The following is a 23,411-nucleotide window of genomic DNA, read 5'->3' on the forward strand; positions in this document are numbered from 1 at the left end:
CCGAATTTCTTCTTGCTTATCTATCTACAGGTAGATAGTATTCAGGCCATGGACAGCGCGACGCCAAGCCGAAAGATCAAGACGGCAAGGCAACGCGAAACAGTCCAGGCAACACCAGGCAGTTTCAGTAACCGGAGGCGGTCTTTTTTTAAGCCCTGATCCTCTATCTAGCAGTAGATAGCGGATGCAGTGAGGACCAAAAAGAAGGCCGCCGAAATTGCAGCACAGACCCATTGCCGCGCGATCGACCCACGAACCGGATCGCCGGGCATAGCAAGGAGAGCACCATGAACGCCAAGACCATCCTGACCGCCGCCACCCTCGCAGCTGCTTTCGTGACGGGCGCCGCCCAGGCCGCACAACCGAGCGGCGAAGCCTACGGTTATACGTATCGTGTGAATGACCAACGCAGCGCCTTCACCGACGGTGCCCGCATTGGCAACCGCGATGCCTTCACCGACGGCGCCCGCATCGGCAACCGCGACGCCTTTACCGACGGCGCCCGCGTAACCAACCGCGATGGCCTGGTGGCCGGCATCGGCAAGCGTGATGTCTACACCGACGGCGCGCGCATCACGAATCGCGATGGCTTTACCGACGGTGCCCGTACGGCCGATCCGTACCTGGACGGTGCGCGCTTCGTCGCCGGCCTGGACACGAAGGGCGTTTCCGCCAGCCCGGCCCGCAAGGTGGATCCGTACCTCGACGGCGCCCGCGGCAATGGCCCGCGCAACCCGTACTTCGACGGTGCCCGCTCGGCTGACGTGTACACCGACGGCGCCCTGGCTTGATCCAGGCCAAGACCCGAATCTCGCCATGATCTGGCGATGACCCCGACGCAGACGGCACTCCACAAGGGTGTCCCTCTGCGTTTTTGCAGGCGAACTACCATGAAAGCGATCCGACACGACGCCCTGTTGTTGGGCGGATGGCTGGCGCTCTGCGCCGTCAGTGGTGCAGCCATCACAGTGGTGGTGCAGGCACTGGCCTGAACCGCCTGGCGGTTGACTCCGGGAAAATCCCGGTTGAGTATCTATCTTCGTGTAGATAAAGTACCAGCCATGAAAACGCAACCTGTCCGCGAGCAACTGCTCGAACATACGCTGGTCCTGATCCGCAGCCGCGGTTTCAATGGATTCAGCTATCGCGACCTGGCCGAGCTGGTGGGGGTCAAGACCTCCAGCATCCACTACTACTTCCCGTCGAAGGACGATCTGGTCCTGGAAGCGGTGAAGGAGTACAGCCGGCGCATTTCCGAGCGGCTGGCCGGCATCGATTCGAGCCTGCCGGTGCTGGAACAGGCGCGTCAGTATCTGGACCCGCTGCGCCAGACCTGCGGCTCGGGGCAGATCTGCCTGGCCGGCATGCTATCGACCGAAATCCTGAGCCTGCCCGAGTCGGTGCACCATGTGCTCAAGGAGTTCTATCACATCAACGAAGGGTGGCTGGCCAAGCTGCTGGAGCGCGGCCAGCGCGAGCGCGAGACGCCGTATCCGGTGCCCCCCGCCATGCTCGCCCAGGTGATCTATGGCTCACTGCAAAGCGGCCTCATCGCAGCGCGTCTGTTTGGCACCCATGAACGTCTGGATGCCGCCGCCGAGACGCTGCTGGGCGCCCTGTGCAACCAGCGGGCCAAGGCCTTGCTCGACGCCCAGGTGACCTGCGGATCGTTGTAAGCGCCTGCACCGGATTGCCGAATGGAAAACCGCCCGATGGCACAACGCCATCGGGCGGTTTTTTATGGCCCGGCGACACCTTGCAGCCGGGGTCGCAGGGCGGGCATCGGTATCCCTCAGTAATCCCACTGCACCGGCACGAACCGGAAGCCGTCGCCGTGCTTCGCGATATGGCCGATGGACGGGAAGGCGATATGCGCGGCGGCCAGCATGGCGCCCGTTTCGGCGGCCTCGTTGAGCAGCGCGATGCGCACATCCGCCGCCACATCAGGCTCGTGCTCGAAGCCGTTTTGCCATTCCGGGTGATCGAAGCCCACTTCGAAAATCGCGTCGCCCACGAACGTCAGCTTTTCGCCATTCGATGCGACGTCCACCACGCAGTGCCCCGGGGTGTGCCCGCCCGTCACGCGCGCCGATACGCCCGCCGCAACGTGAGCGGTCTGGTCGAACTGCACGATGTGCTCGCTGTAGAGCTCCACGAACCTGGCGGCAGCCTTGCGCAGCGCGGGAGGCACCGTTTCCGGCATCACGGTCTTGCTGAAGTCGGGGTTCTTCCAGAACGCGACTTCGGCGGCGGCGACGTGAATGCGCACGTCCGGGCGCAGCTTGGCCTTGACGCCATCGACGTTCAGGCCGCCGACGTGATCCATATGCATGTGCGTGATCACGATGTCGGTGATCGCAGCCAGGTCGATACCGGCCGTTTCCAGGCGCATGACCGACCGGCCGGCGCGCGTGAAGTACTCGAAGCCATCGCCCACGCCCGAGTCGATCAGGATCAGGCGGTCGCCGCTGCGAACCAGCGCAATATTCAGCGCCCAGTCGAACATGTCGCGTTGCAGGAAGCGGCCATCAAACCATTCGTTGCGGTCCGCCTCGCTCACATTGGTGGACATGGTGGAAGTCGGCAGCGGCAGAATGCCGTCGCTGATCAGCACCACATCAACATCACCCACGCGCACCGCATAGCGCGAAGGCACGAGTTCGCCAGCACCATCCTTGCCAAGGTTGGCCACCACCGGCTGCACGTTGCGGATTGTTTCGCTCATTTTCATTCGTCCTGTCCATTGAGTGAGTAAGCCGCACGGGGCGGCAGGCGCGATCCGCTTCAGTGGGCGGACATCCTCCTCGACCGTCGCACGGCTTGTGCAACCATCGTTGCGACGGATTCTAGGTAGCGCAGGCGAATGGCAGTAGCGTCACGAGAGCCTTCAGTATGTTGATCGGACGACAACAATCTGTGGCACAAAATGGACAAACGGCGATGGCTGGCGATGGGCAGGGCCATCGCCCGTGCGGCAGGCCCTCAATCGCTACGGCGCAAAAAAAAACGCCAACCCGTGATGGGTTGGCGTTTTGGCCATGGCACCAGACGATCAGAACTGGTTCATGGTGTTGTCCTTGCCGGCCGCCTTCAGGGCGGCTTCGCCGCTGAAGTACTCCTTGTGATCGTCGCCGATGTCCGAGCCCGACATGTTCTGGTGCTTGACGCAGGCAATACCCTGGCGGATTTCCTTGCGCTGCACGCCGGCCACGTAGCCCAGCATGCCCTGGTCGCCGAAGTATTCCTTGGCCAGGTTGTCGGTCGACAGCGCGGCGGTGTGGTACGTCGGCAGCGTGATCAGGTGGTGGAAGATGCCGGCTTCACGCGATGCATCGGCCTGGAACGTGCGGATCTTCTCGTCGGCAAGCTTGGCCAGTTCGGAATCGTCGTACTCCGCGCTCATCAGCTGGCCGCGCTCGTAGGCCGACACGTCCTTGCCCGCAGCCTTCATCGCGTCGTAGGCCTGCTGGCGGAAGTTCAGCGTCCAGTTGAACGACGGGCTGTTGTTGTACACCAGCTTGGCGTTCGGGATGACCTTGCGGATCTCGCGGACCATGCCGGCGATCTGCTCGATATGCGGCTTTTCGGTTTCGATCCACAGCAGGTCGGCGCCGTTCTGCAGCGACGTGATGCTGTCCAGCACGCAGCGCGCTTCACCCGTGCCGGCGCGGAACTGGAACAGGTTGCTGGGCAGGCGCTTGGGGCGCATCAGCTTGCCGTTCTGCTTGATCACCACGTCGCCGTTGCCCAGCGAGTCGGCCGAGATTTCCTCGCAGTCGAGGAACGAGTTGTATTGGTCGCCCAGGTCGCCCGGCGTGTGGGTCACGGCGATCTGCTTGGTCAGGCCGGCGCCCAGCGAGTCGGTACGGGTGACGATGATGCCGTCGTCCACGCCCAGTTCCAGGAAGGCGTAGCGGATGGCGCGAACCTTGGCCAGGAAGTCTTCGTGCGGCACGGTGACCTTGCCGTCCTGGTGGCCGCACTGCTTTTCATCGGACACCTGGTTTTCGATCTGGATGCAGCAGGCGCCCGCCTCGATGAACTGCTTGGCCAGCAGGTACGTGGCTTCCGCGTTGCCGAAACCGGCGTCGATGTCGGCGATGATGGGCACCACGTGGGTCACGTGGTTGTCGATCTTTTCCTGGATGGCGGCCTTGGCGGCGCCGGTGGCGGCATCGAGTTCGCGGAACAGGCCGCCCAGTTCACGGGCGTCGGCCTGGCGCAGGAACGTGTACAGCTCGCGGATCAGCGCGCTGACCGAAGTCTTCTCGTGCATCGACTGGTCCGGCAGCGGGCCGAATTCCGAGCGCAGCGCGGCGACCATCCAGCCCGACAGGTACAGGTAGCGGCGCTCGGTGCTCTTGAAGTGCTTCTTGATGGAAATCATCTTCTGCTGGCCGATGAAGCCGTGCCAGCAACCCAGCGACTGCGTGTACTTGGCCGGGTCGGCGTCGTACGCGGCCATGTCGGCGCGCATGATCTTTGCGGTGTATCGCGCAATGTCCAGGCCCGTCTTGAACCGGTTCTGGGCGCGCATGCGGGCGGCATACTCTGGGTTGATGGCGTCCCACGCGCTGCCGTGGCTTTCCTTCAGCGCTGCAATTGCCTTGATGTCGTCTTGATACTGGGCCATGTCGATTTCCTGAGAAGTGAGCGTGTTCGAGTAAAGGGTTGCGGGTGCCGCCGGGGGTCTCGAAGCCGAGCAGCGTGGAAATCATTGTATGGCGGTTTTGCTGCGCAGCAACCAACTCTTATATAAGACATAAGACTTTGTTTTTCCTTATTTTTCAATGGGATAGAAGACAAATTTTGAGATGTGAAACGCGTTTTCTCAGAACGAAACCGCAACGCCGACGCAGGCGGCGTCCGGATTTCGCAATGTGAAAGGGGCTTTCAGGTGTCGGATTCCGCCGGGGGCGGCGGATGGCTCACGGCCCGTGCATCGACGCGCCAGCCGTTTCGCACAGCCATTGCGGATCGTCGTGGGGCAGATCGTGTCCGGCCCAGGGATGTCGTGCGTGCGGTACGCCCCAGGCTGCCGCCAGACGCGCAGAGCAGCGGGGGTTGACCAGCCGGTCTGCATCGGATGACACCACCAGCGTGGGGCAGGCCGGCGCCGTGCCTTGCGCGCGGAAGCGCGCCGCGGCCAGCAACTGCAGCCACGCCGCCTCGCGCGACACCGGGGCGCTCTGGCCGATGTCCACCCAGTGCTCCAGGTCGGCGTCACGGGTATCGAGCCGTTCACAGGTCAGCCGATGGATGACGCGCTCGCAGCGTGCGCGGTCCTGCCAGTGGCGGGCCATGCCCAGCAGGGCTGGCCAGTTGCGCGGTCGCAGCCGTTCGGCGGGATGGCTGAATGGACGCATGCTCGTGTTGACCAGCACCAGGCCACTGACCTCGGCGGGCCAGCCTTGTGCCCAGTCGGTGGCCACCATGGCGCCCAGCGACATCGCCAGGATGTGCCATGGGCCGCTGCGGCCCGTGGCCTGGGCGGCGGCCCTTACGGCATGGGTCATGCCGAGCACATGGCCGGGGATCGGCAGGTGGCGTGCGGCGCCGTTGCCGGGCAGGTCGAGCATCAGCGGCGCGGGCAGCCCGTGGGCAGACCAGTGCGCGGGCAGGTTGCCCCAGTGCCGCGACTCGCGCGTCAGGCCACGCAGGAAGATCCATCCGCTCATGGCGCGGGCTTGCCGTTCTGCCAGTGCGCGCGGGCCTGCTCCAGCAGCTGCTGGCGGTGCATGCCCTGTGGCAGCCAGCGGTCGGGCGCCACCGCCACGCGCCCGAGGAAATCGAACAGGCTCACATGGCGCCGCAGCACGCGCGCGGTGCGGTGTGCCTTGATCGGATTGAAGATGCCGGCCCGTGAGAACAGCTGGCGCGGATTCTTCTTGATCCAGAGCCAGGACCCAAGCTCCAGCGTCATGGGCAGGAACAGGCATGCCGGCGGCGTGCGATCGTAGGCGTAGTCCCAGAGATCGCCATGCAGCAGGTACTGGTGGCTCTGCGGCTCGAAGGCATAGCCATGGTGGGGGTGAGCCTGTTCGAACATGGTCTTGAGCAGGTACATCTCGGGCAGGTGCGGCATCGGGGCATGCGTGCGCGCATACGGAAACCAGATGCTGTCACGCCAGCCGTAGCCGGAATGGCAGTCCACGGCAAAGCTTAGCGGACGGGGCAGCAGTTCGGATTCCACCACGCGCAGCAGCGCCATGCTTTCGGGTTCCATCGGCGAGCCCGCGCGTCCCCGATACCAGGGCAGCCAGCTGCCGATGCGCTGGCCGCCGGCCAGGAAGGGCACCCGGGCGTCGGCATTCTGCGGGGCGTTGCGCATCAGGTCCACGCCGTTTGGATTGGCGCGCGTGGCGCGATACATGCCACCGGGATTGACGATCGGCATGAACACCAGCCGCACGCTTTCCAGTTGCCGGTGCAGCAGGTCGTCCCAGCTCAGCCGGCACAGCAGCGAGCGCATGTAGTCCAGCACCAGTTGCGTGCCAATGCGTTCCAGGCCATGGATGCCGCCGAAGATGCCGATGGCCGGCGCATCGGGCGCGTGCGTGCCCAGGCTGGCCACCGGCACGGCGAAGGTGCGGCCGAGCACGTCGACATGGCACGCGGTGCGCGTGTCGAACCACGGTGCGCCCAGTTCCAGCAGCGTCAGCAGTTGGTCGTACTCCGGAAAACTGGATGGGACCGGACCGGTCATCGGGGGCGGGGGCTCGGGAGAGGGTCAGTTCAATATAGGCGCTGGCGGCGGCGTCTCGCAATGCGTCGCGGCCGCGCCGGCGGGCGCCACCAGGCAATCGAGCAGCGCGCCCACCAGGCGGGTGTGACGGCGGCCGTTCAGGCAGTACAGGTATTCGTGGATGACCGGCGCCGCGCTGGCGAAAGGCACGACCACCAGCGCCGGATCGCGCGGCACTTCGCCCGCCGGCATGACGCTGGCGCCGAGATTGTGGCGAATCGCCTCGCAGATGGCCTCGCGGCTGCCGATCACCGTATGGGGCGGCATGCCTGCGCCGGCTGCGCGCAGCGACGCCTCGGTGGCCTCGCGCGTCATCGACCCCTGTTCGCGCACCAGCAGATGGCAGGCGGACAGCTCGGGCACTTCCACCCGCGGCCGGCGCGCCAGCGGATGCACGGGATGCACCACCAGCACCATCGGGTCGGCCGCCAGCGTGACCCGGTGCAGACGGTCATCGTCCAGCGCGTGGGACGACACGGCGGCGTCGATGCGGTACTCGTACAGCGCCCCGATCATCTGCCTGGAGTTGCCGATCTCGATGCTGATATCGATAGCCGGGTAGCGTTGCCGGAAGGCGGCCACGCTGCGCAGGATGTAGTAGGGCCCGGTGGCGCCGATCCGCAGGTTGCCGAATCGCAGGTTGCCGGCATTGCGCAGCAGGAAGTCGGCATTGCTCTCCTGCTGCATGATCTGCTCGGCCACCGGCATCAGCGCCACGCCAACGTCGCTGAGGTCCACGCGGCTGGCGCGGCGGTGGAACAACTCCACGCCGTATAGCTCCTCGAGCTGCCGGATGCGCCCGGTGACCGTGGGCTGGCTCACGCGCAGCTGACGCGCGGCCGTGGTGATGCTGCCCTGTCGCGCCACCTCGTAGAAGGTCATCAGCAGGTCGCCAAGCATGGAACTCCCGGGGCAAATAGCGATAGCCGGCGACTATAAGGCGGAAATATGACAGCGTGACGAATCCATGCGCCCGGTCAATCGCCATGGGGCGGCGGCTGGCAATAATGCCGCCTCACGGCGCGAATGACCATCCAGAGATCACCAGACAGCGCCGACGCCGAGGGGGTTGTTTCATTCAGGAGTCAACACGATGTTCAGGAGATTGCTTGGCGCGGCGGCCATCGCTGGCGCAATGATGGTGTCTTACGGCTGTTCGGACAGTGCCGCCGCACCGCCAACCTACGACAGCGCGCTCGATGCGGCCGCAAGAGCGCAGCAGGCCCCGGTGCTGGCCACGCTGGAGGCGCTGGTCAATATCGAAACCGGCCCCGGCGACGCGGCCGGCATGAAGGCGATGGGCGACTACCTGGCCACGCGGCTGGCCGATCTGGGCGCCACCGTGACCCGCTATCCGGCCGAGGCTGGCGTGGTCGGCGACAACATCGTCGGCGTGTTCCAGGGCACCGGCACGGCGAAGATCCTGCTGATGGCGCATATGGATACCGTCTATCCGCGCGGATTCCTGGCCAAAGCGCCATTCCGGATCGACGGCAACCATGCCTACGGGCCCGGCATCGCCGACGACAAGAGCGGGATCGCCGTGATCCTGCACGCGCTGGGGCTGCTCGACGCGCGCGGCTTCCGCAACTACGGCACGCTGACCGTGCTGTTCAATACCGACGAGGAAACCGGCTCGTTCGGATCGCGCGCGCTGATCGAGCGCCTGGCGGCATCGCACGACTATGTCCTGTCGCACGAGCCGGCCTTTGCCACGGCCGAGAGCTTTGGCCTGGCCACCTCCGGCATTGCCCATGCGGAAGTCACCATCAAGGGCGTGGCTTCGCATGCCGGCGTCGCGCCCGAACTGGGCGTCAATGCGCTGACCGAGGCGGCGGACCTGATCCTGCGCACGCAGGACATCGACGACAAGGCGCGCGAGATCCGCTTCAACTGGACGCTGGCGTCGGCGGGGTCGGCGTCGAACGCGATTCCCGCCTCGGCCACGCTGACGGCCGACATGCGCTACGGCCGCAACGACGACTATGACGCCATCGTCGCCATGCTCGACGAGCGCGCCCGGCGCAAGCGCCTGCCGGCCGCCGAGATCATCATCGACATGAAGAAGGGGCGCCCGGCGTTCAATGCCTCCGCCGCCGGCCAGGCGCTGGCCGCGAAAGGGCAGGCCATCTACCAGGAGGTGGGCGGCAGCATCGGCATTGCCACCGCGCGCACCGGTGGCGGCAGCGATGCCGCCTACGCCGCGCTGTCGGGCAAGCCCGTGCTGGAGGGCATGGGCCTGCCCGGCATGGGCTATCACACCAATGCCGACGAATACATCCTGATCGACGCCATTCCGCGCCGCCTGTACCTGGAGGCGCGGATGATCATGGACCTGAGCCTGGGCCGGTAACCTCAAACGCCCATGGCCGGATCGGATGTGGTGTGCGTACCGTTCTCGAGCCGCCCGGCAAAGCGGCGGCTGAATCCGCCTTGCTGGGTGGTCACCGTGAAGTCGTACCAGTTGCCCTGCGGTCCGACCGGCCAGTGCTGGTCCAGCTCCTTGCCCGGCGGCAGTTCGAACGTGGTCGGGCCATCGTTGCGATAGGCGTTCGGCCTGACCGTGAACGTGCAGGCGGCGGTGCCCCGGTTGATCAGCGTCAGCCAGACTTCGGCATTGGCCTCGTCATAGCAGACGCGGATCTCGGGCGCCGCACCGCCGCCGGCGGCCTTCTGCGCGCTGACATCGCCCACAAAGGCGCGGTGGTAGCCGTTCGGGCCCAGCACCCAGAAGTCGTAGCGGCCCCCATCGGCGCTGACGTCGATGTCGGCCTTATAGGCATCGCCGGCGTCGAGGACAATGCGGCGCGGCACATCGCTCAGGTGCAGACGGTCGTAGACGTGGAACACGGCCGCCTGCTTGCCGTCATTCTTGAACAGCAGCGAGAACGTGTTGGTAACCGGGTTTTCCAGTCCGCTGGTATGCAGCGTGTAGGGCAGGGCGCGCGACGGGCGCGTGCCGCGCTTCTGCGTGGGCATCTGCTGGGCGGTCACGGCGGGCGCGGGAATCTGGGCCTTGGCGTCCTGGGCGGCGCGCTCGGCGTCCGCGCCGGACTGCGTCAGGGGCGTGATGCCCAGCGTCACGTTGGCGTTCGGGTTGACGAAGTCGAACGCCGTCATCAGATCGCCCATGATGGCGCGCCGGTACGCGCTGATATTGGTTTCGGCCACGCCGAACCGCTGCTCCAGGAAGCGCAGCACAGACGTATGGTCGAATACCTGCGAATTGACCCAGCCGCCGCGGCTCCACGGCGATACCACATACATCGGCACGCGCGGCCCCGGGCCGAATGGAGTCTTGTCGACGCTGTAGTACTCGGTCTTCGGGTCCAGCGCCGCCGATGTGTAGCCGATCGGTTCGCCCTTGGCCGTCAGCGCCGGGGCGCATGGCGGCGGCACGTGGTCGAAGAAGCCGTCGTTTTCATCGAAATTGATCAGCAGGACCGTGCGGCTCCATACATCGGGATTGGCGGTCAGCGCATCGAGCACCTGCTGGGTGTACCACGCGCCCTGCACCGGGCTGGAAGGCCCAGGGTGTTCCGAATAGGTGGCCGGGGCCACGATCCACGACACCTGCGGCAGCGTGCCGGCCGCGATGTCGTCGCGCAGCGCCTGCAGGAAGCCGCCGTCGGGCATGGTGTTGCCGATGCCCTTGAACAGCGGGTTGGTGGCATCGTCCGCCGGCGTGTAGGGCGGATACGGCGACCCATTCGCGGCATTGCCGCGCGCGGCGTTGGCAGCGCGGTACTTCTGGAAGCCGGCCAGCGGGTTGTCGGTGAAGTTGTCCGGCATGTTCTGGTAGACCTTCCAGCTCACGCCGGCCGCCTGCAGGCGCTCGGGGTATGTCGTCCACGTGTAGTTGATGCCGGTGGCGTCGAGCGAATCGCCGCTGTTGTCGATGACCGGGCCGCCATGCGTGCCGAACGGGTCGTTGGTGCCGGTCCAGTGAAACAGGCGGTTGGTGTTGGTGCCGCCATGGAAGCTGCAGTGGTACGCATCGCACAGTGTGAATGCATTGGCCAGCGCGAACTGGAACTTCAGTTCCTGCTCGGTGTAGTAACCCATCGACTGGATCTGCTTCGATGTGGGCCAGGCGCTCATGCGGCCCAGGTCATACGCGGCCTGGGCATCGGGCTGGCTGTGAGGCGTGCCGCTCACGCGCTGGGCATTGCCGGCGGTCTGGTCCAGGTGGTAGGGCAGCACGATGCGGTTCTTGTTGCCGCTGGCATAGGTCTGCTGGAACACGTTGCGGCCGCCCGGCAGCGGGATCGTGAAGCGGTCGCCGAACCCGCGCACACCGTTCATGGTGCCGAAGTAGTTGTCGAACGAGCGGTTTTCCTGCATCAGCACCACCACGTACTCGACGTCGCGAATGGATTTGGTGGCGTTGTTGGCCGGAATGGCCAGCGCCCGGCGGATGGCTGGCGGGAAGGCGGAAAGGGCGGCGGTGGCGGCGGCGCTGCCACCGGCCATCTTGAGAAAATTGCGTCGGCTGCTGGAAGTCATGTCGGATTGCCCGGAGGGATCGGATGCGCGGTCAGTGGATTGGCGTAGGGGGCTGGCGCGGCAATCAGGGCGCGCACTTCATTTGCGGCTTGGCGTCGGGCGTGCTGGCTCCCGGGCTGGCCGGGGTGTTCGACGGGGGCGTGCTGTCGTTGTCACCGCCACAGGCGGTCAGGGCCGTGCAGAGCAGCAGGGCGGCCAGCATGCTCAGCGGGCGCCGCCGGGCAAGGGTTCGAATGGCTTCGGTCATGGTCTGTGTCGGGTGCGGGGAGTGGCAAGTTGCAGCGCGTGACGCGCGATGCGGTCCGCAGAGTAAGCAGCGGGCAGGTCACCCGGGTGACATCCAGGACAAGATTTCCGATACCGCTATTCGTGATTTTTACGGTCCATGTACAGACATTGGGGACATGGGCAATATGAACGAAGGTGGCGTAGCGAACGCTTTCGGCAACCTTTCGGGGCGCAATTTCTGCTGCGATGCACCACGCCCTGTGCTATGGTTTTAGACGTTTCCCTCAAACCACGAACAGGTGCACCAAAGCAGTGACACTTGCGGAATTTTGGGAAGCCGCGCCAGTTCTGGCCTGCAGGGAAGTGACGCGAGATCCGAGACCTCTTGCTCGATTTTTGTTGCGGTTGCAACACGCCGTGACCTTGCTTGTAAACGGGGCATGCCGCCACCAAAGTGGTAGGCGGAAAGGGCGTTCGCAGGAGCTGCATATGGAAAACGAAACCGGTTACGTCTGGCATTACACGGTAGGTACCCCGCTGGTCGCCATTGCGCGTTCGGGCCGGCTCATGCCTGCTGCCGCACATGGGTCGGCCCCCCGATCCGGTGACGGAATTCTGTGGTTCTCGCGCAACCAGCAATGGGATCCGTCCGCGACGCGCGACGACGGATTGAGCCAGGCCAGGCAAACGCTGTCGCGTGCCGCCTTGCACACACGCTTTGGTCTCTACCGCTTTGGCCTGCCTGCGCACGACATGCGTCTGCTGCCATGGCCGACGGTCACGCGGGTGGCCGATATCGACGTGCCCGAAGCCATGACGATGGTCGCCAGCGGCCTGCGCTGCGGCGCGGCCCCCACCGACTGGATCGGCACGCTGACCGACGTGCCGCTGGACGATCTGCGATTCGAAAAATGGACCGGCGCCGCGTGGGCACCGGCCGACCTCGACGAACTGGTGGCCCAGTCCGCCTGATCGTCGGTGGCCGGGGCCTAGCGGCTCAGCCCGCGTGCCGATACCGGCCAGACACTTTCCACCACGCCCGCCCGGATGCCCACGATCTCGTCGTAGAGATTCAGCGTGGGATCGCAATGGCAGGGCACCAGCATCATCCGGCTGCCCAGCGCGGGCAGCTTGCCCACCAGGTCTTCATGTTTCGGCTTCACGATGCCGTGCTCGTCGTTGGCGGCCACGTAGTCCAGCGTGGCCGACTGCTTGCCATCGGTCCAGATCCACGGCAGCCCGGAGTCGACGGCCATCGACTTCAGCCCTGCGTCCACCACCGCCCGATCCCCGGCCGCCACGCTCATGACCGACGTGGCGATAAACAGGCTGTGCTCGAAGCGTAGCGCGCCCGCATAGTCGTTGGCGCCATAGTCGGCATCCATGAAGACATAGGAGCCCGGCTGGATTTCGGTATAGACGCCGCTGCCTAGGTCGAACTCGACGCTGCCGCTGCCGCCGCCCGTCACCACGTCGCAGCGTACGCCGGCAGCTTCGAGTCGCGCAATGAAGGTGCCGGTACGATCGGCCGCACGCGCGGCGCCATCGCGCCGTTCGTTCCAGCCGCGCAGATGCTGGATGCCGCCGTGATAGGCCTGCAGCCCGCGCATCGTCAACTGGCCATGCCGCGCAATGCGTTCCACCAGGGTCAGCATCGCGGCCGGGTCGGTGACGCCGCAACGCCCCTGCCCGACATTGACTTCGACAAAGACCCCCAGCCTGCTGCCGGCGGCTTCGGTGGCGGCGGCCAGGGCATCGACCTGCGCGATGTCGTCCACGCAGACGCTCAGCGTGGCATGCCGTGCCAGGTCGGCCAGCAGCGCTGCCTTGGCAGCCCCGGCCACTTCATTGCTGATGTGGATGTCGCGCACGCCGGCGCGCACGAACGGAATCGCCTCGCTGACCTTCTGGCAGCAGATGCCCACCGCACCCCGGGCGATCTGCGCCAGCGCGATATCGGGGCACTTGTGCGCCTTGGCGTGGGGCCGCAGCTTGATGCCGCGCCGGTCGGCGGCGGCCTGCATGCGGTCGACGTTGGTCGCAAAGCGATCCAGGTCCAGGACCAGGGAAGGGGTGTCGATAGTGTCGGCGGACTGGCCCGGCCGCGCGGCCGGTGGCAGATCGAAGGCGATGGACATGGCGATGGAAGAGACGCTGCAGCGGGGTGAAATAGGGCGACCCACAGCGTACCACGGCGTGCGGGATGCTCCGCCTTGCGCTCGGCCGTCGGTCATCTACGATGGGGGGGTGTTCTCGCCATTTGCCTCAGCCAAACTTCCGCCCCAGGGCAAAGGAGTCTCGCCATGATCTTCCCGCGCATCGCCGCTTCCCGCCCTGTGCTTTGCCTGGCCGCCGCGATGGCGCTGGCCAGCCTGCCAGCGATTGCCCATCATGGATGGTCCACCTACGACGAAACCAAGCCGCTCACAGTGACCGGCAAGATCGTGGAGACGCACTATGAGAACCCCCACGCCACGATCCGCGTGGACGTGCAGGGCAGACGCTGGCTGGCCGTGCTGGCGCCGGTGTCGCGCATGGAATCACGCGGCGCCACCGCCGAGAAGGTGGCGGTGGGCAAGCAGGTGACGATGGTCGGCTACGCCAGCAAGGAAAAGCCGGACGAGATGCGCGTGGAGCGCATCACATTCGACGGCGGCCAGATCGTGGAACTGCGCTGACCGATGGCGGATCTCGGCGCCCTGGCCGCCCAGCTTGCAGCCTCGCCGTTCGCGGTATGGCTGCGGGCGTCGGCCTGGGCCTATCCGGCCTGCGAGATGCTGCACCTGGCCGGCATGGCGCTGCTGTTCGGATCCATCGTGGTGGTGGACTTGCGCCTGGCCGGCCTGGGCCGCCAGTTGCCGGTGACGCCGCTGCTGCGGCACGCCTTGCCGGCCACCGTGGCCGGCTTCGTGGTGATCCTGCTGAGCGGCGCGTTGTTGTTCGTGGCCCATGCCGACGACCTGATCGGCAACCGCGCGTTCGTGGTCAAGCTGGGCCTGATCGTGCTGGGACTGGCCAATGCGGCATGGTTCCACGCCGGCCCCTACCGTGCGCTCCATGCCGGAAACAGCGGATGGGAAACATTGCGCCCGCCGCCCCCGGTGGCCCGCACTTGCGCGGTGCTGTCGCTGGTGACGTGGATGCTGGTGATCTGCGCAGGGCGGCTGATCGCCTACGTCTAGCCGACGTGCATGACGCCTGGGAGTGGCGCATGAGACACGTGTCAAGCTTCGAATTTGATGTAACGCAAACGCTGTGTATCGGGGGCCTCAAGGTTCAAGCAAGTGGGACGTTAAGGCTGGGCTGAATCCATACGTGTAGAGCCCCCCGATGAATAACTTGAGTATTCGCCACGGCCTGCTGGCCACGCTCGTGATCTTTGGCCTGATGATCGTATTTGGCGCCGTGCTGGGTGTCAGCCAGTTGAGCGCCAGCAGCGATGCCGCCGAACGGATCCACCTGATTTCGTCGCGGGCGATCCTGCTCAACGACGCCTACAAGGACATGACGCGCGCGCGCTCGGCGCTGACACGCGCATACAGTTCGGCCAAGGCCAGCGGCCAGGTCAACGACGACGCGCTGGCCAGCGCCACCAAGTCCATCGCCAGGTCGAAGGACGAACTCGAACGGTTCGAGAAGGCCGCCGCCTTCCCGGAACAGGATGCCACCACGCGCGACGACATCGTCGCCGCCGGCCGCGCCCACATGGACGTCGTGCAGCGCGGCCTCGATGCGCTGCGCAGCGGAGATCCCGACGGCTACGCGACCATCAACGACAAGGACATCACGTCGTCGGGGGCCAAATACTCGGCCGGCGTGGAGCGATTCCAGCAGTTCGCCGAAAAGCTGAACGAAGAGGCGGCCGGCGATGGCCGGCAGCGCCTGAATCGCGTGATCCTGCTGGTGTGCGTGGGCCTGGCCATGTCCGCCGGCCTGATCGTGGTGGTGCACCTGGCGCTGCGCCGCCTGGTGGTGATGCCGCTGTATCTGGCGCGCGACCTGATCATGCGCGTGGCCGACGGTGACCTGACCATCAAGGTGCCGCAGGCAGGACGCAACGAAATCGGCCAGCTGCTCGATGCCGTGTCGCGCATGCAGGCCGGCCTGACGCAGACCGTGGCCAAGGTGCGCGCGGGCTCCGACGCCGTGACCACCGGCGCGCGCGAGATTGCCGCCGGCAATACGGACCTGTCTTCGCGTACCGAGCAGCAGTCGTCGGCGCTGGAAGAAACGGCGGCCAGCATGGAGCAGCTGACATCGACCGTCGGCAACAACGCCGAAAGCGCCACGCATGCCAGCGCCCTGGCGCGCAACGCGGCTGACCTGGCCGCACGCGGCGGCGAGGTGGTGCGCGGCGTGGTGCATACGATGAGCGAGATCAACACCAGCTCGCAGAAGATCGTCGACATCATTGGCGTGATCGACGGCATCGCGTTCCAGACCAACATCCTGGCGCTGAACGCCGCCGTGGAAGCGGCGCGTGCCGGCGAGCAGGGGCGCGGGTTTGCCGTGGTGGCCGGCGAGGTGCGCAGCCTGGCGCAGCGCAGCGCCAATGCGGCCAAGGAAATCAAGGGCCTGATCGATTCGTCGGTCGACAAGGTGGACGCCGGCAGCCAGCAGGTGGAGCAGGCCGGCAGCACCATCGAAGAGATCGTGGCGGCCGTGAAGCGCCTGGCCGATACCGTCAGCGAGATCTCGGCGGCGTCGATCGAGCAGTCCAGCGGCATCACGCAGGTCAGCGAAGCCGTGTCGCAGATGGAGCAGGTCAACCAGCAGAACGCCGCACTGGTGGAGCAGGCGGCCGCAGCCGCCGATTCGCTGGAATCGCAGGCCAACCAGCTGGCTGCCGCCGTGGCCACGTTCCGGCTGGCCTGATTTCCCGGCTGGCTTGCGTGCCAGCCCCGGGGTGATATCGCACTATCAGCCGGCCAGCTGTTCCTCCACGAACAGCAGCCGGTCATTGCCCCAGTACAGCTTGTCTTCGACGATAAAGCTCGGCGCGCCAAAGATGCCGCGCGCCACGGCGTCGTCGGTCACGCGCTTGAGATCGGCCTTGACCTCCGGGTCGTCCAGCATCGCCAGCGCCTCGCGCGGGTCCAGCCCCGCCGCCACCAGCACCTTGCCGATCTCGACAGGATCGTTCAGGTTCCGGCCTGTTTCCCACATTGCCGTGAAGATGGCTTCCACATACTGGTGGAATGCCGCCTCGCCCTTGCGCTGGTAGCCGATGGCGCCACGCATCAGCGCCAGCGTATTGATCGGAAAGTGCGGATTGAGCCGGAACGGCACGCCATATCGCCGGGCCCAGCAGTCGAGATCGCCGTCCGACCATTGCCGCTTGGCAGGAATCTCCATCGGGCTGTGATTGCCCGTGGCCTTGAACACGCCGCCCAGCAACATCGGCCGCCACACGATGGTGGCGCCGGTGCGTGCGGCCAGCCGTGGCAATTCCTTGTACGCCAGATACGAATAGGGGCTGCCGAAGTCAAAAAAGAATTCCACCTGCCTGGTCATCGCGTGTCTCCGTTGGAATGGGTGATGCTGCGTCGTGGTTGTTGTGTGCTCAGGTGGCTTGCATTGTGACAGGAACTCCGCCGCATCGGCACCCGGCAAATCGGCCTTGACTTTATATCGTACGATATATATCTTACGATACGTCTTACGATATATCGGAGTGAGCAATGCGACACCATTTCAATCGGATGCACGATCACATGGGCCATGGGGGCCCGCACGGCAAGCACCACGGCGGCATGCGCGCCATGATGGCGATGAAGCTGACGGGCATGATGGGTGGCCGGGGCGGCGGCTTCTGGTCGCAGGGCGGCGGCGGCTTTGAAGGCGATGGCGATGGCTTTGACGGCGACAACCTGCGCCGAGGCCGCAAATTCAGCGCCGAGGACCTGCAGTTGCTGCTGCTCTCGCTGCTCGATGAAAAGCCATCGCACGGCTACGAGCTGATCAAGGCGCTCGAAACCCGCACGGGGGGTTTCTACAAGCCGAGCCCCGGGGTGGTGTACCCCGCGCTGACCTTCCTGGAAGACGTGGGCTATGCCACGGTGGACCTGGAAGGCAACAAGAAACGCTACCAGTTGTCGGAGGCGGGCCGCGCCTACCTGGACCAGAACCGCGCGCGGCTGGAGCAGATGGTGGCGCGCCTGCAGCACGTGGCGCGCAAGATGGATTTCATGCGCCGCGCCATGAGCGGCCAGCCCCAGCGCGATGTCGAGGAGGGCGGCTGGGCGCCAGAACTGGTGCAGGCGCGCGGTCGGCTGAAGCAGGCCCTGATGGTGCGCAGCGGCGCCACGGCCGACGAGCAGCGCCGGATTGCCGCCATCCTCGAACGCGCGGCCGACGAGATTGAGCGCGGCACCAACCAGCCGGAGTGAATATGAGCGATACCCGTGACCTGACCGTACAACGCGTGCGTCATCCGCTGAAGATGCGCCTGCTCAAGGTGCTGCGCACCCGGCAGGTGTCCCCGCAACTGCTGCGCGTGACGCTGGGCGGCGAAGACCTGGCCGATTTCGTTTCCGGATCGTTCGACGACCACGTCAAGGTCTTCTTTCCGGAGGCCGGTGCCGACAAGCCCGTGCTGCCGCAGGCAGGCCCGGACGGCATCAAGTTTCCCGAGGATCAGCCGCGCCCCCAGGCGCGCGACTATACGCCGCGCCGCTACGACACGGCCGCCTGCGAGCTGGATATCGAATTCGTGCTGCACGGCGACGGCCCCGCATCGACGTGGGCCGCGCAGGCGCAGCCGGGCCAGCACCTGGGCGTGGGCGGCCCGCGCGGGTCGTTCGTGATTCCGCGTGACTTCGACTGGCACCTGCTGATCGGCGACGACACCGCGCTGCCGGCCATTGGCCGCCGCATCGAGGAACTGGGCCCCGATGCGCGCGTGATCGTCGTGGCCGAGGTGGCCGATGAATCGGCACGCATTCCGCTGGCCACCGGCCCGCACGCCGAGGTGCACTGGATCCATCGCGACGAACATCGCGGCGAAGCCGACGAAGCGGCGTCCGAGGGCAGTCTGCTGACGCCCACGTTGCGCTGGCTGAGCCTGCCCGCCGGCGAGGGTTACGTGTGGGCCGCCGGCGAAGCGGCCGCGATGCGCGAAGTGCGCCAGTACCTGGTGAACGAGCGCGGCATCCACAAGACCCGCATCCGGGCATCGGCCTATTGGAAACGCGGCAACGCAGCCGTTCACGAAACGCTGGACGACTGACCCAAAGTCTGGTTCCCGCGGCGATGCGGCGCGGCTACACTGGCGGCTCGCCCATTGCCACGGACCCTGCCATGCCCTGCCTTCGCCCGTTGTTGTCGATTGCCGTGCTGACCGCTGCTGCCGGACTCACCGCCTGTGCCCCCGATTCGTTCCGCAACTACGAGGCGCGGGGTCTCAACAACTATCTCGACAAGATCCAGGCCGTCTGCGCCAACACGCGGCTGAACAGCCGGCCCCTGGGCGAATGGCTGCGCAGCGGCTCGGACGACAGCGACAGCAACTACGTGTACTGGCTCGACCAGACGTCGCGGCTGTACTACAACCGGATCACGGTGCCGCAGTATCGCGATTCGATCGCGGGCGCATTCGGCGGCAACCAGCCCAACGCCGACGCGCTGGACTGCATCGTGCGCAACCTGCCGCCCGACCGGCCGACCAGCCCGCCCGGCGGCATGTTCTGATTTTTTGCGGCCAGCCCGTTGTGCAAATGCGCGCGGCTGGCTAATATCAGTCCCCAGTGGCCGAGACAACGGCCACGACGTCGCTCGGACGGTTCCGGGCGCTTACGTAAAGGACTCCACCATGACTGCCGAATCCGGCAAGCGCCGTTTTGCGCGCATCGATCGTCTTCCCCCCTACGTCTTCAATATCACCGCCGAGCTCAAGATGGCCGCCCGCCGCCGTGGCGAGGACATCATCGACATGAGCATGGGCAACCCCGACGGCGCCACGCCGCCGCATATCGTGGCCAAGCTCGTGGATGCCGCGCAGCGGCCCGATACGCATGGCTATTCGGCGTCGAAGGGCATCCCGCGCCTGCGCCGCGCGATCTCGCACTGGTACCGCGACCGCTACGACGTGGAGATCGATCCGGACAAGGAGGCCATTGTCACGATCGGCTCGAAGGAAGGGCTGGCGCACCTGATGCTGGCCACGCTGGACCGTGGCGACACGGTGCTGGTACCCGATCCGAGCTACCCGATCCATATCTACGGCGCGGTGATTGCCGGCGCCGATATCCGCTCGGTGCCGCTGACGCCGGACATCGACTTCTTTGCCGAACTCGAACGCGCGATTCGGGGCAGCTATCCGAAGCCGAAGATGATCGTGCTCGGCTTCCCGTCGAACCCGACCGCGGCCTGCGTGGAGCTGGACTTCTTCGAGCGCGTGATCGCGCTGGCGCGCAAGCACGACATCTTCGTCGTGCATGACCTGGCCTATGCCGACATCGTGTTCGATGGCTGGAAAGCGCCGTCGATCATGCAGGTGCCCGGTGCCAAGGACATCGCCGTGGAGTTCTTCACGCTGTCGAAGAGCTACAACATGGCGGGCTGGCGCATCGGCTTCATGGTGGGCAATCCGGATCTGGTGGCCGCGCTGACACGCATCAAGAGCTATCACGACTACGGCACGTTCACGCCGCTGCAGGTGGCCGCCATTGCCGCGCTGGAGGGCGACCAGCAGTGTGTGAAGGAGATCGCGGCTCAGTACCAGGCGCGCCGTGACGTGCTGGCGCGCGGGCTGATCGAAGCTGGCTGGCAGGTCGATATTCCGAAGGCGTCGATGTATATCTGGGCCCGGATCCCCGAGCCATATCGCGCGCTGGGGTCGCTGGAATTCTCGAAGCAGCTGCTGGCCAAGGCCAAGGTGTCAGTATCGCCGGGCATCGGCTTCGGCGACTTCGGCGACGAGTACGTGCGCTTTGCCCTGATAGAGAACGAATCGCGAATCCGCCAGGCCGTGCGCGGCATCAAGGCGATGTTCCGCGCCGACGGGCTGGTCAAGCCGGCGGTGGCCTGAGACGTTCGCGCGGACAGCGCCGGCGTATCTGGTATAAGTCCCCCACAACATCGAAGCCGATCCCCGCGGGCGCGGGGAGGTCGGCCCAGCAGGGAGACCAGATGGAATTGCGCCAGCTTCAGTATTTCGTGCGGGTGGTCGAACTCGGCAGCATGAGCCGTGCTGCGCTAGAGCTCGACATGGTGCAATCGGCCGTCAGCCAGCAGATCAGCCGCCTGGAGAGCGAACTCTCCACCCGCCTGCTGCGCCGCACGCCGCAGGGCGTGACGCCCACCGAAGCCGGCCTGGCCTTTTTCCATGAAGCCCAGCTTACGCTGCGCCATGCCGAGCAGGCGCGCCGTGCCGCGCATCAGGCACGGCTGTCCGGCGCCGTGAGCGTGGGCCTGGCGCCAACCACGGCGTCGGTGATTGGCGTGCCGCTGATCCGGGCGATGCGCGAGCGTTATCCCGACGTCCGGCTGCATATCGTGGAAAGCCTGTCCGGCCACCTCACTGCGATGCTCAACGCGCGCCAGCTTGACCTGGCCGTGCTGTTCGGCACCCACGCCGCCCGCCGCTGGACCGTGATGCCGCTCCTGGAGGAAACGCTGTTCCTGATCCAGTCGCGCCAGGCGCTGCCGCAGGGCAAGGCCGACCCCCCCACGCAGCGGACGATGGCTGATCTGGCCGACGTGCCGCTGATCATGCCAAGCAGCGTCCACGGCCTGCGCAGCACGCTCGACGCCGCCTTCGCGCGCGCCAAGGTGACGCCCCGCGTGATCCAGGAGGTTGACTCGCTGGCCATGCTGATGGATGCCGTGGACATGGGCTTCGGCGCCACGCTGCAGCCGTGGGCGGCGGTAGGCCGCTATCCCGACGCGCAAACGCGCTTCCACCTGGCACAGATCGACGACCCGCAGGCGGGACGCCAGAACCTGCTGTGCAGCCTGTCCGACGACGAACTGTCGCCCGCCGCGCTGGCCTTGCGCGTGGTGCTGGCCGATACCGCACGCGGCCTGGTGCGTTCGGGCGAATGGCGCGGGGCGCGGTTGCTGGAAGGCTAGGCCCGTCATGTGACGGCGGGTCCCGCTCGCGCGGGCTGGCGGCTTCGCGCGGTGTCCCCCCACTTTGGAAGGGCCGGAATCCCGTTCAGTTGATCCCACAACCCACCGTTAGCTGATGACTGGAGAGGCCGAGGATACGGCTCGAACGGGAAACTTCGCGGACCCCACATCATGCCCAGCCAATGAATTCAGAGATCGGGAGGTAACGCCAATGCAAGGTTTTCAACGAATGACCGTCTTCCAGCGCATCATGTCAGCCTTCGCGGTGGTGCTGGCGATGACATGCGGAATGGGCGGCTTCGCGCTGTACGAACTGGGGCGTGTGGGCGATGCCACGCGGGATATCAAGGACAACTGGATGCCGTCGGTGCGCCATTCCCTTGAGATGAAGAGCCAGTTGAATGCCTATCGCACGTCGGAGTTGCAGCATGTGCTGTCCGCGTCGGAAGAGGAATTCCGCCGGTACGAGGCCCTGATGGGCAAGCAGCTCGATGCCTTCCGTGACGCCGAGAAGATCTTCGCCAGCCTGCTTTCCACGGAAGCCGAGCGGCTGACGCATCGCGAGATGACGGCGCTGATGACGCAGTACCTGGCCGTTCATGACAAGCTGCTGGCGCTGTCGCGCAGCGGCGACCGCCAGGGTGCGGTGGCCATGTTGCGTGGCGAATCGTTCCAGGTGCGCAGCCAGCTGGAAGCCAGTATCGACCAGGCGGTCAAACTCAACGTGACCGGTTCGGAAGCCAGCGGCGCGCATGTCGAGCAGGTCTTTGCGTCGGCGCGCAACATGATGATTGGCGCGCTGCTGACGATGGCGGTGCTGGTGGTTGCGCTGGCGCTGGTGCTGGCGCGCGGCCTGGTGCGTCAGCTTGGCGGCGAGCCGGCCTACGCGGCCCAGGTGGCCGGCGAGGTGGCGGCCGGCAATCTGGCGCTGGAAGTCGTGCTGCAGCCGGGCGATACGTCCAGCATGCTGCACGCGATGAATCGCATGCGCCTGACGCTGGCCGATATCGTCCGCCACATCAAGGCGTCCAGCGAGGCCGTGGCTACCGCATCGGGGCAGATCGCCCAGGGCAACGTGGATCTGTCGCAGCGCACCGAGGAACAGGCGTCCGCGCTGGAACAGACCGCGGCCAGCATCGAGGAACTGGCCGTCACGGTCAGGCAGAACGCCGACAACGCGGGGCATGCCGACAAGCTGGCGCAAAGCGCATCGTCGCTGGCCGAGAAGGGCGGCCAGGTAGTGGGCGACGTGGTCAGCACCATGGGCGATATCTCGAAAAGCTCGGGCCGCATCGTCGATATCATCAGCGTGATCGAAGGCATCGCGTTCCAGACCAATATCCTGGCGCTGAACGCCGCCGTGGAAGCGGCGCGTGCCGGCGAGCAGGGGCGCGGGTTCGCCGTGGTGGCCGGCGAGGTGCGCACGCTGGCCCAGCGTAGTGCGGCGGCCGCCAAGGAAATCAAGGAGCTGATCGAAGGCTCGGTCAGCAAGGTGCAGGAGGGCTCCACGCTGGTCGATAGCGCCGGGCAGACCATGCACGAGATCGTCGAAGCCGTGCGGCAGGTATCGCAACTGGTGGCCGATATCTCGGCGGCCTCGACGGAACAGACCAGCGGTATCGAGCAGGTGAACGCGGCGGTGACGCAGATCGACGATTTGACCCAGCAGAACGCAGCGCTGGTGGAAGAGGCGGCGGCTGCGGCCACCGCGCTTGACGAACAGAGCCGCAGCCTGCTGTCGTCGGTGTCGGTGTTCAGGCTGTCCGACCGGCGTGGGCTGGCGCGCAGCGGTGGCGTCTCCGATTTCAGCCGGGGCGGGGCGCCCGCGCTAGCCTGATCGACAGCCGAGATAGCCCGTACG

Annotated in this window: 22 protein-coding genes; 13 read left to right on the forward strand and 9 right to left on the reverse strand. The window is 66.0% G+C overall.

Annotated features, from left to right (window positions below; genetic code table 11):
• Positions 1-287: 287 nt before the first annotated feature.
• Both AC3G88_RS10230 and AC3G88_RS10235 read left to right on the forward strand, forming a co-directional pair.
• A complete protein-coding gene (locus AC3G88_RS10230; RefSeq protein ID WP_488772620.1) occupies positions 288-791 on the forward strand; it encodes a copper resistance protein CopQ in 504 nt (167 codons plus the stop codon).
• Positions 792-1,061: 270 nt separating this feature from the next.
• Positions 1,062-1,676: a TetR/AcrR family transcriptional regulator gene (locus AC3G88_RS10235; protein WP_487522862.1), complete on the forward strand. Its 615-nt coding sequence runs from the start codon at positions 1,062-1,064 to the stop codon at positions 1,674-1,676.
• 116 nt (positions 1,677-1,792) lie between these two features.
• Here AC3G88_RS10235 and AC3G88_RS10240 read toward each other — a convergent pair whose 3' ends face one another.
• The 5 genes from AC3G88_RS10240 to AC3G88_RS10260 all read right to left on the reverse strand — a co-directional run bounded on the left by AC3G88_RS10240 (position 1,793) and on the right by AC3G88_RS10260 (position 7,645).
• Complete coding sequence (locus AC3G88_RS10240) at positions 1,793-2,725, reverse strand: MBL fold metallo-hydrolase (protein ID WP_488772619.1); 933 nt, start codon at positions 2,723-2,725, stop codon at positions 1,793-1,795.
• A 327-nt stretch (positions 2,726-3,052) separates the two neighbouring features.
• Positions 3,053-4,633 (reverse strand): isocitrate lyase, encoded by a 1,581-nt coding sequence (locus tag AC3G88_RS10245; RefSeq protein WP_488772618.1) that lies wholly within the window; start codon positions 4,631-4,633, stop codon positions 3,053-3,055.
• 295 nt (positions 4,634-4,928) lie between these two features.
• Entirely contained in the window at positions 4,929-5,678 is a 750-nt protein-coding gene (locus tag AC3G88_RS10250; RefSeq protein ID WP_488772617.1) for an alpha/beta fold hydrolase, read from the reverse strand.
• The gene (locus AC3G88_RS10255; protein ID WP_488772615.1) at positions 5,675-6,706 is read right to left on the reverse strand and encodes a M14 family zinc carboxypeptidase; all 1,032 of its coding nucleotides are present in this window, start codon (positions 6,704-6,706) and stop codon (positions 5,675-5,677) included. Before AC3G88_RS10255 ends, AC3G88_RS10250 begins: the two co-directional genes overlap by 4 nt.
• Positions 6,707-6,730: 24 nt before the next feature.
• The gene (locus tag AC3G88_RS10260) at positions 6,731-7,645 is read right to left on the reverse strand and encodes a LysR substrate-binding domain-containing protein (RefSeq protein ID WP_488772614.1); all 915 of its coding nucleotides are present in this window, start codon (positions 7,643-7,645) and stop codon (positions 6,731-6,733) included.
• Positions 7,646-7,838: 193 nt separating this feature from the next.
• Here AC3G88_RS10260 and AC3G88_RS10265 point away from each other — a divergent pair, with 193 nt between their 5' ends.
• A complete protein-coding gene (locus AC3G88_RS10265; protein WP_488772613.1) occupies positions 7,839-9,098 on the forward strand; it encodes a glutamate carboxypeptidase in 1,260 nt (419 codons plus the stop codon).
• Positions 9,099-9,100: 2 nt separating this feature from the next.
• On the opposite strand, the gene AC3G88_RS10270 is transcribed toward AC3G88_RS10265, so the two are convergent.
• Positions 9,101-11,251: a phosphocholine-specific phospholipase C gene (locus AC3G88_RS10270; protein WP_488772612.1), complete on the reverse strand. Its 2,151-nt coding sequence runs from the start codon at positions 11,249-11,251 to the stop codon at positions 9,101-9,103.
• A 64-nt stretch (positions 11,252-11,315) separates the two neighbouring features.
• The gene (locus tag AC3G88_RS10275; RefSeq protein WP_488772611.1) at positions 11,316-11,498 is read right to left on the reverse strand and encodes a hypothetical protein; all 183 of its coding nucleotides are present in this window, start codon (positions 11,496-11,498) and stop codon (positions 11,316-11,318) included.
• 470 nt (positions 11,499-11,968) lie between these two features.
• Here AC3G88_RS10275 and AC3G88_RS10280 point away from each other — a divergent pair, with 470 nt between their 5' ends.
• On the forward strand, positions 11,969-12,451 hold the full coding sequence (locus AC3G88_RS10280; protein ID WP_343655674.1) for a hypothetical protein: 483 nt from the start codon (positions 11,969-11,971) through the stop codon (positions 12,449-12,451).
• Between the two features lie 17 nt (positions 12,452-12,468).
• On the opposite strand, the gene AC3G88_RS10285 is transcribed toward AC3G88_RS10280, so the two are convergent.
• Entirely contained in the window at positions 12,469-13,617 is a 1,149-nt protein-coding gene (locus AC3G88_RS10285) for a DSD1 family PLP-dependent enzyme (RefSeq protein ID WP_488893375.1), read from the reverse strand.
• Positions 13,618-13,782: 165 nt separating this feature from the next.
• Between AC3G88_RS10285 and AC3G88_RS10290 the strand changes: the two genes are divergently transcribed.
• The 3 genes from AC3G88_RS10290 (at position 13,783) to AC3G88_RS10300 (ending at position 16,354) form a co-directional block, all read left to right on the forward strand.
• Positions 13,783-14,157 carry a DUF6152 family protein gene (locus AC3G88_RS10290; RefSeq protein ID WP_488772609.1) on the forward strand — a complete coding sequence of 125 codons (375 nt, stop codon included), beginning with the start codon at positions 13,783-13,785 and terminating at the stop codon, positions 14,155-14,157.
• A gap of 3 nt (positions 14,158-14,160) precedes the next feature.
• Entirely contained in the window at positions 14,161-14,661 is a 501-nt protein-coding gene (locus AC3G88_RS10295) for a DUF6644 family protein (RefSeq protein WP_488772608.1), read from the forward strand.
• Between the two features lie 148 nt (positions 14,662-14,809).
• Positions 14,810-16,354, forward strand: coding sequence for a methyl-accepting chemotaxis protein (locus tag AC3G88_RS10300; protein WP_488772607.1), 1,545 nt, complete (start codon positions 14,810-14,812; stop codon positions 16,352-16,354).
• Positions 16,355-16,399: 45 nt separating this feature from the next.
• On the opposite strand, the gene AC3G88_RS10305 is transcribed toward AC3G88_RS10300, so the two are convergent.
• Entirely contained in the window at positions 16,400-16,993 is a 594-nt protein-coding gene (locus tag AC3G88_RS10305; protein ID WP_488772606.1) for a 2-hydroxychromene-2-carboxylate isomerase, read from the reverse strand.
• A gap of 167 nt (positions 16,994-17,160) precedes the next feature.
• Between AC3G88_RS10305 and AC3G88_RS10310 the strand changes: the two genes are divergently transcribed.
• From AC3G88_RS10310 to AC3G88_RS10335, 6 genes are all read left to right on the forward strand, one after another.
• Entirely contained in the window at positions 17,161-17,868 is a 708-nt protein-coding gene (locus AC3G88_RS10310) for a PadR family transcriptional regulator (RefSeq protein ID WP_488772605.1), read from the forward strand.
• 2 nt (positions 17,869-17,870) lie between these two features.
• Positions 17,871-18,707, forward strand: a complete 837-nt coding sequence (locus AC3G88_RS10315) for a siderophore-interacting protein (protein ID WP_488772604.1) — start codon at positions 17,871-17,873, stop codon at positions 18,705-18,707.
• 71 nt (positions 18,708-18,778) lie between these two features.
• Positions 18,779-19,168, forward strand: coding sequence for a hypothetical protein (locus AC3G88_RS10320; RefSeq protein WP_488772603.1), 390 nt, complete (start codon positions 18,779-18,781; stop codon positions 19,166-19,168).
• Between the two features lie 121 nt (positions 19,169-19,289).
• Entirely contained in the window at positions 19,290-20,507 is a 1,218-nt protein-coding gene (alaC, locus tag AC3G88_RS10325; RefSeq protein ID WP_400396295.1) for an alanine transaminase, read from the forward strand.
• A gap of 101 nt (positions 20,508-20,608) precedes the next feature.
• Positions 20,609-21,550, forward strand: a complete 942-nt coding sequence (locus tag AC3G88_RS10330; RefSeq protein ID WP_153949329.1) for a LysR family transcriptional regulator — start codon at positions 20,609-20,611, stop codon at positions 21,548-21,550.
• 229 nt (positions 21,551-21,779) lie between these two features.
• Positions 21,780-23,387, forward strand: coding sequence for a methyl-accepting chemotaxis protein (locus AC3G88_RS10335; protein WP_488893376.1), 1,608 nt, complete (start codon positions 21,780-21,782; stop codon positions 23,385-23,387).
• Positions 23,388-23,411 lie beyond the last annotated feature (24 nt).

It is taken from the genome of Cupriavidus sp. 86D6 (assembly GCF_057815095.1).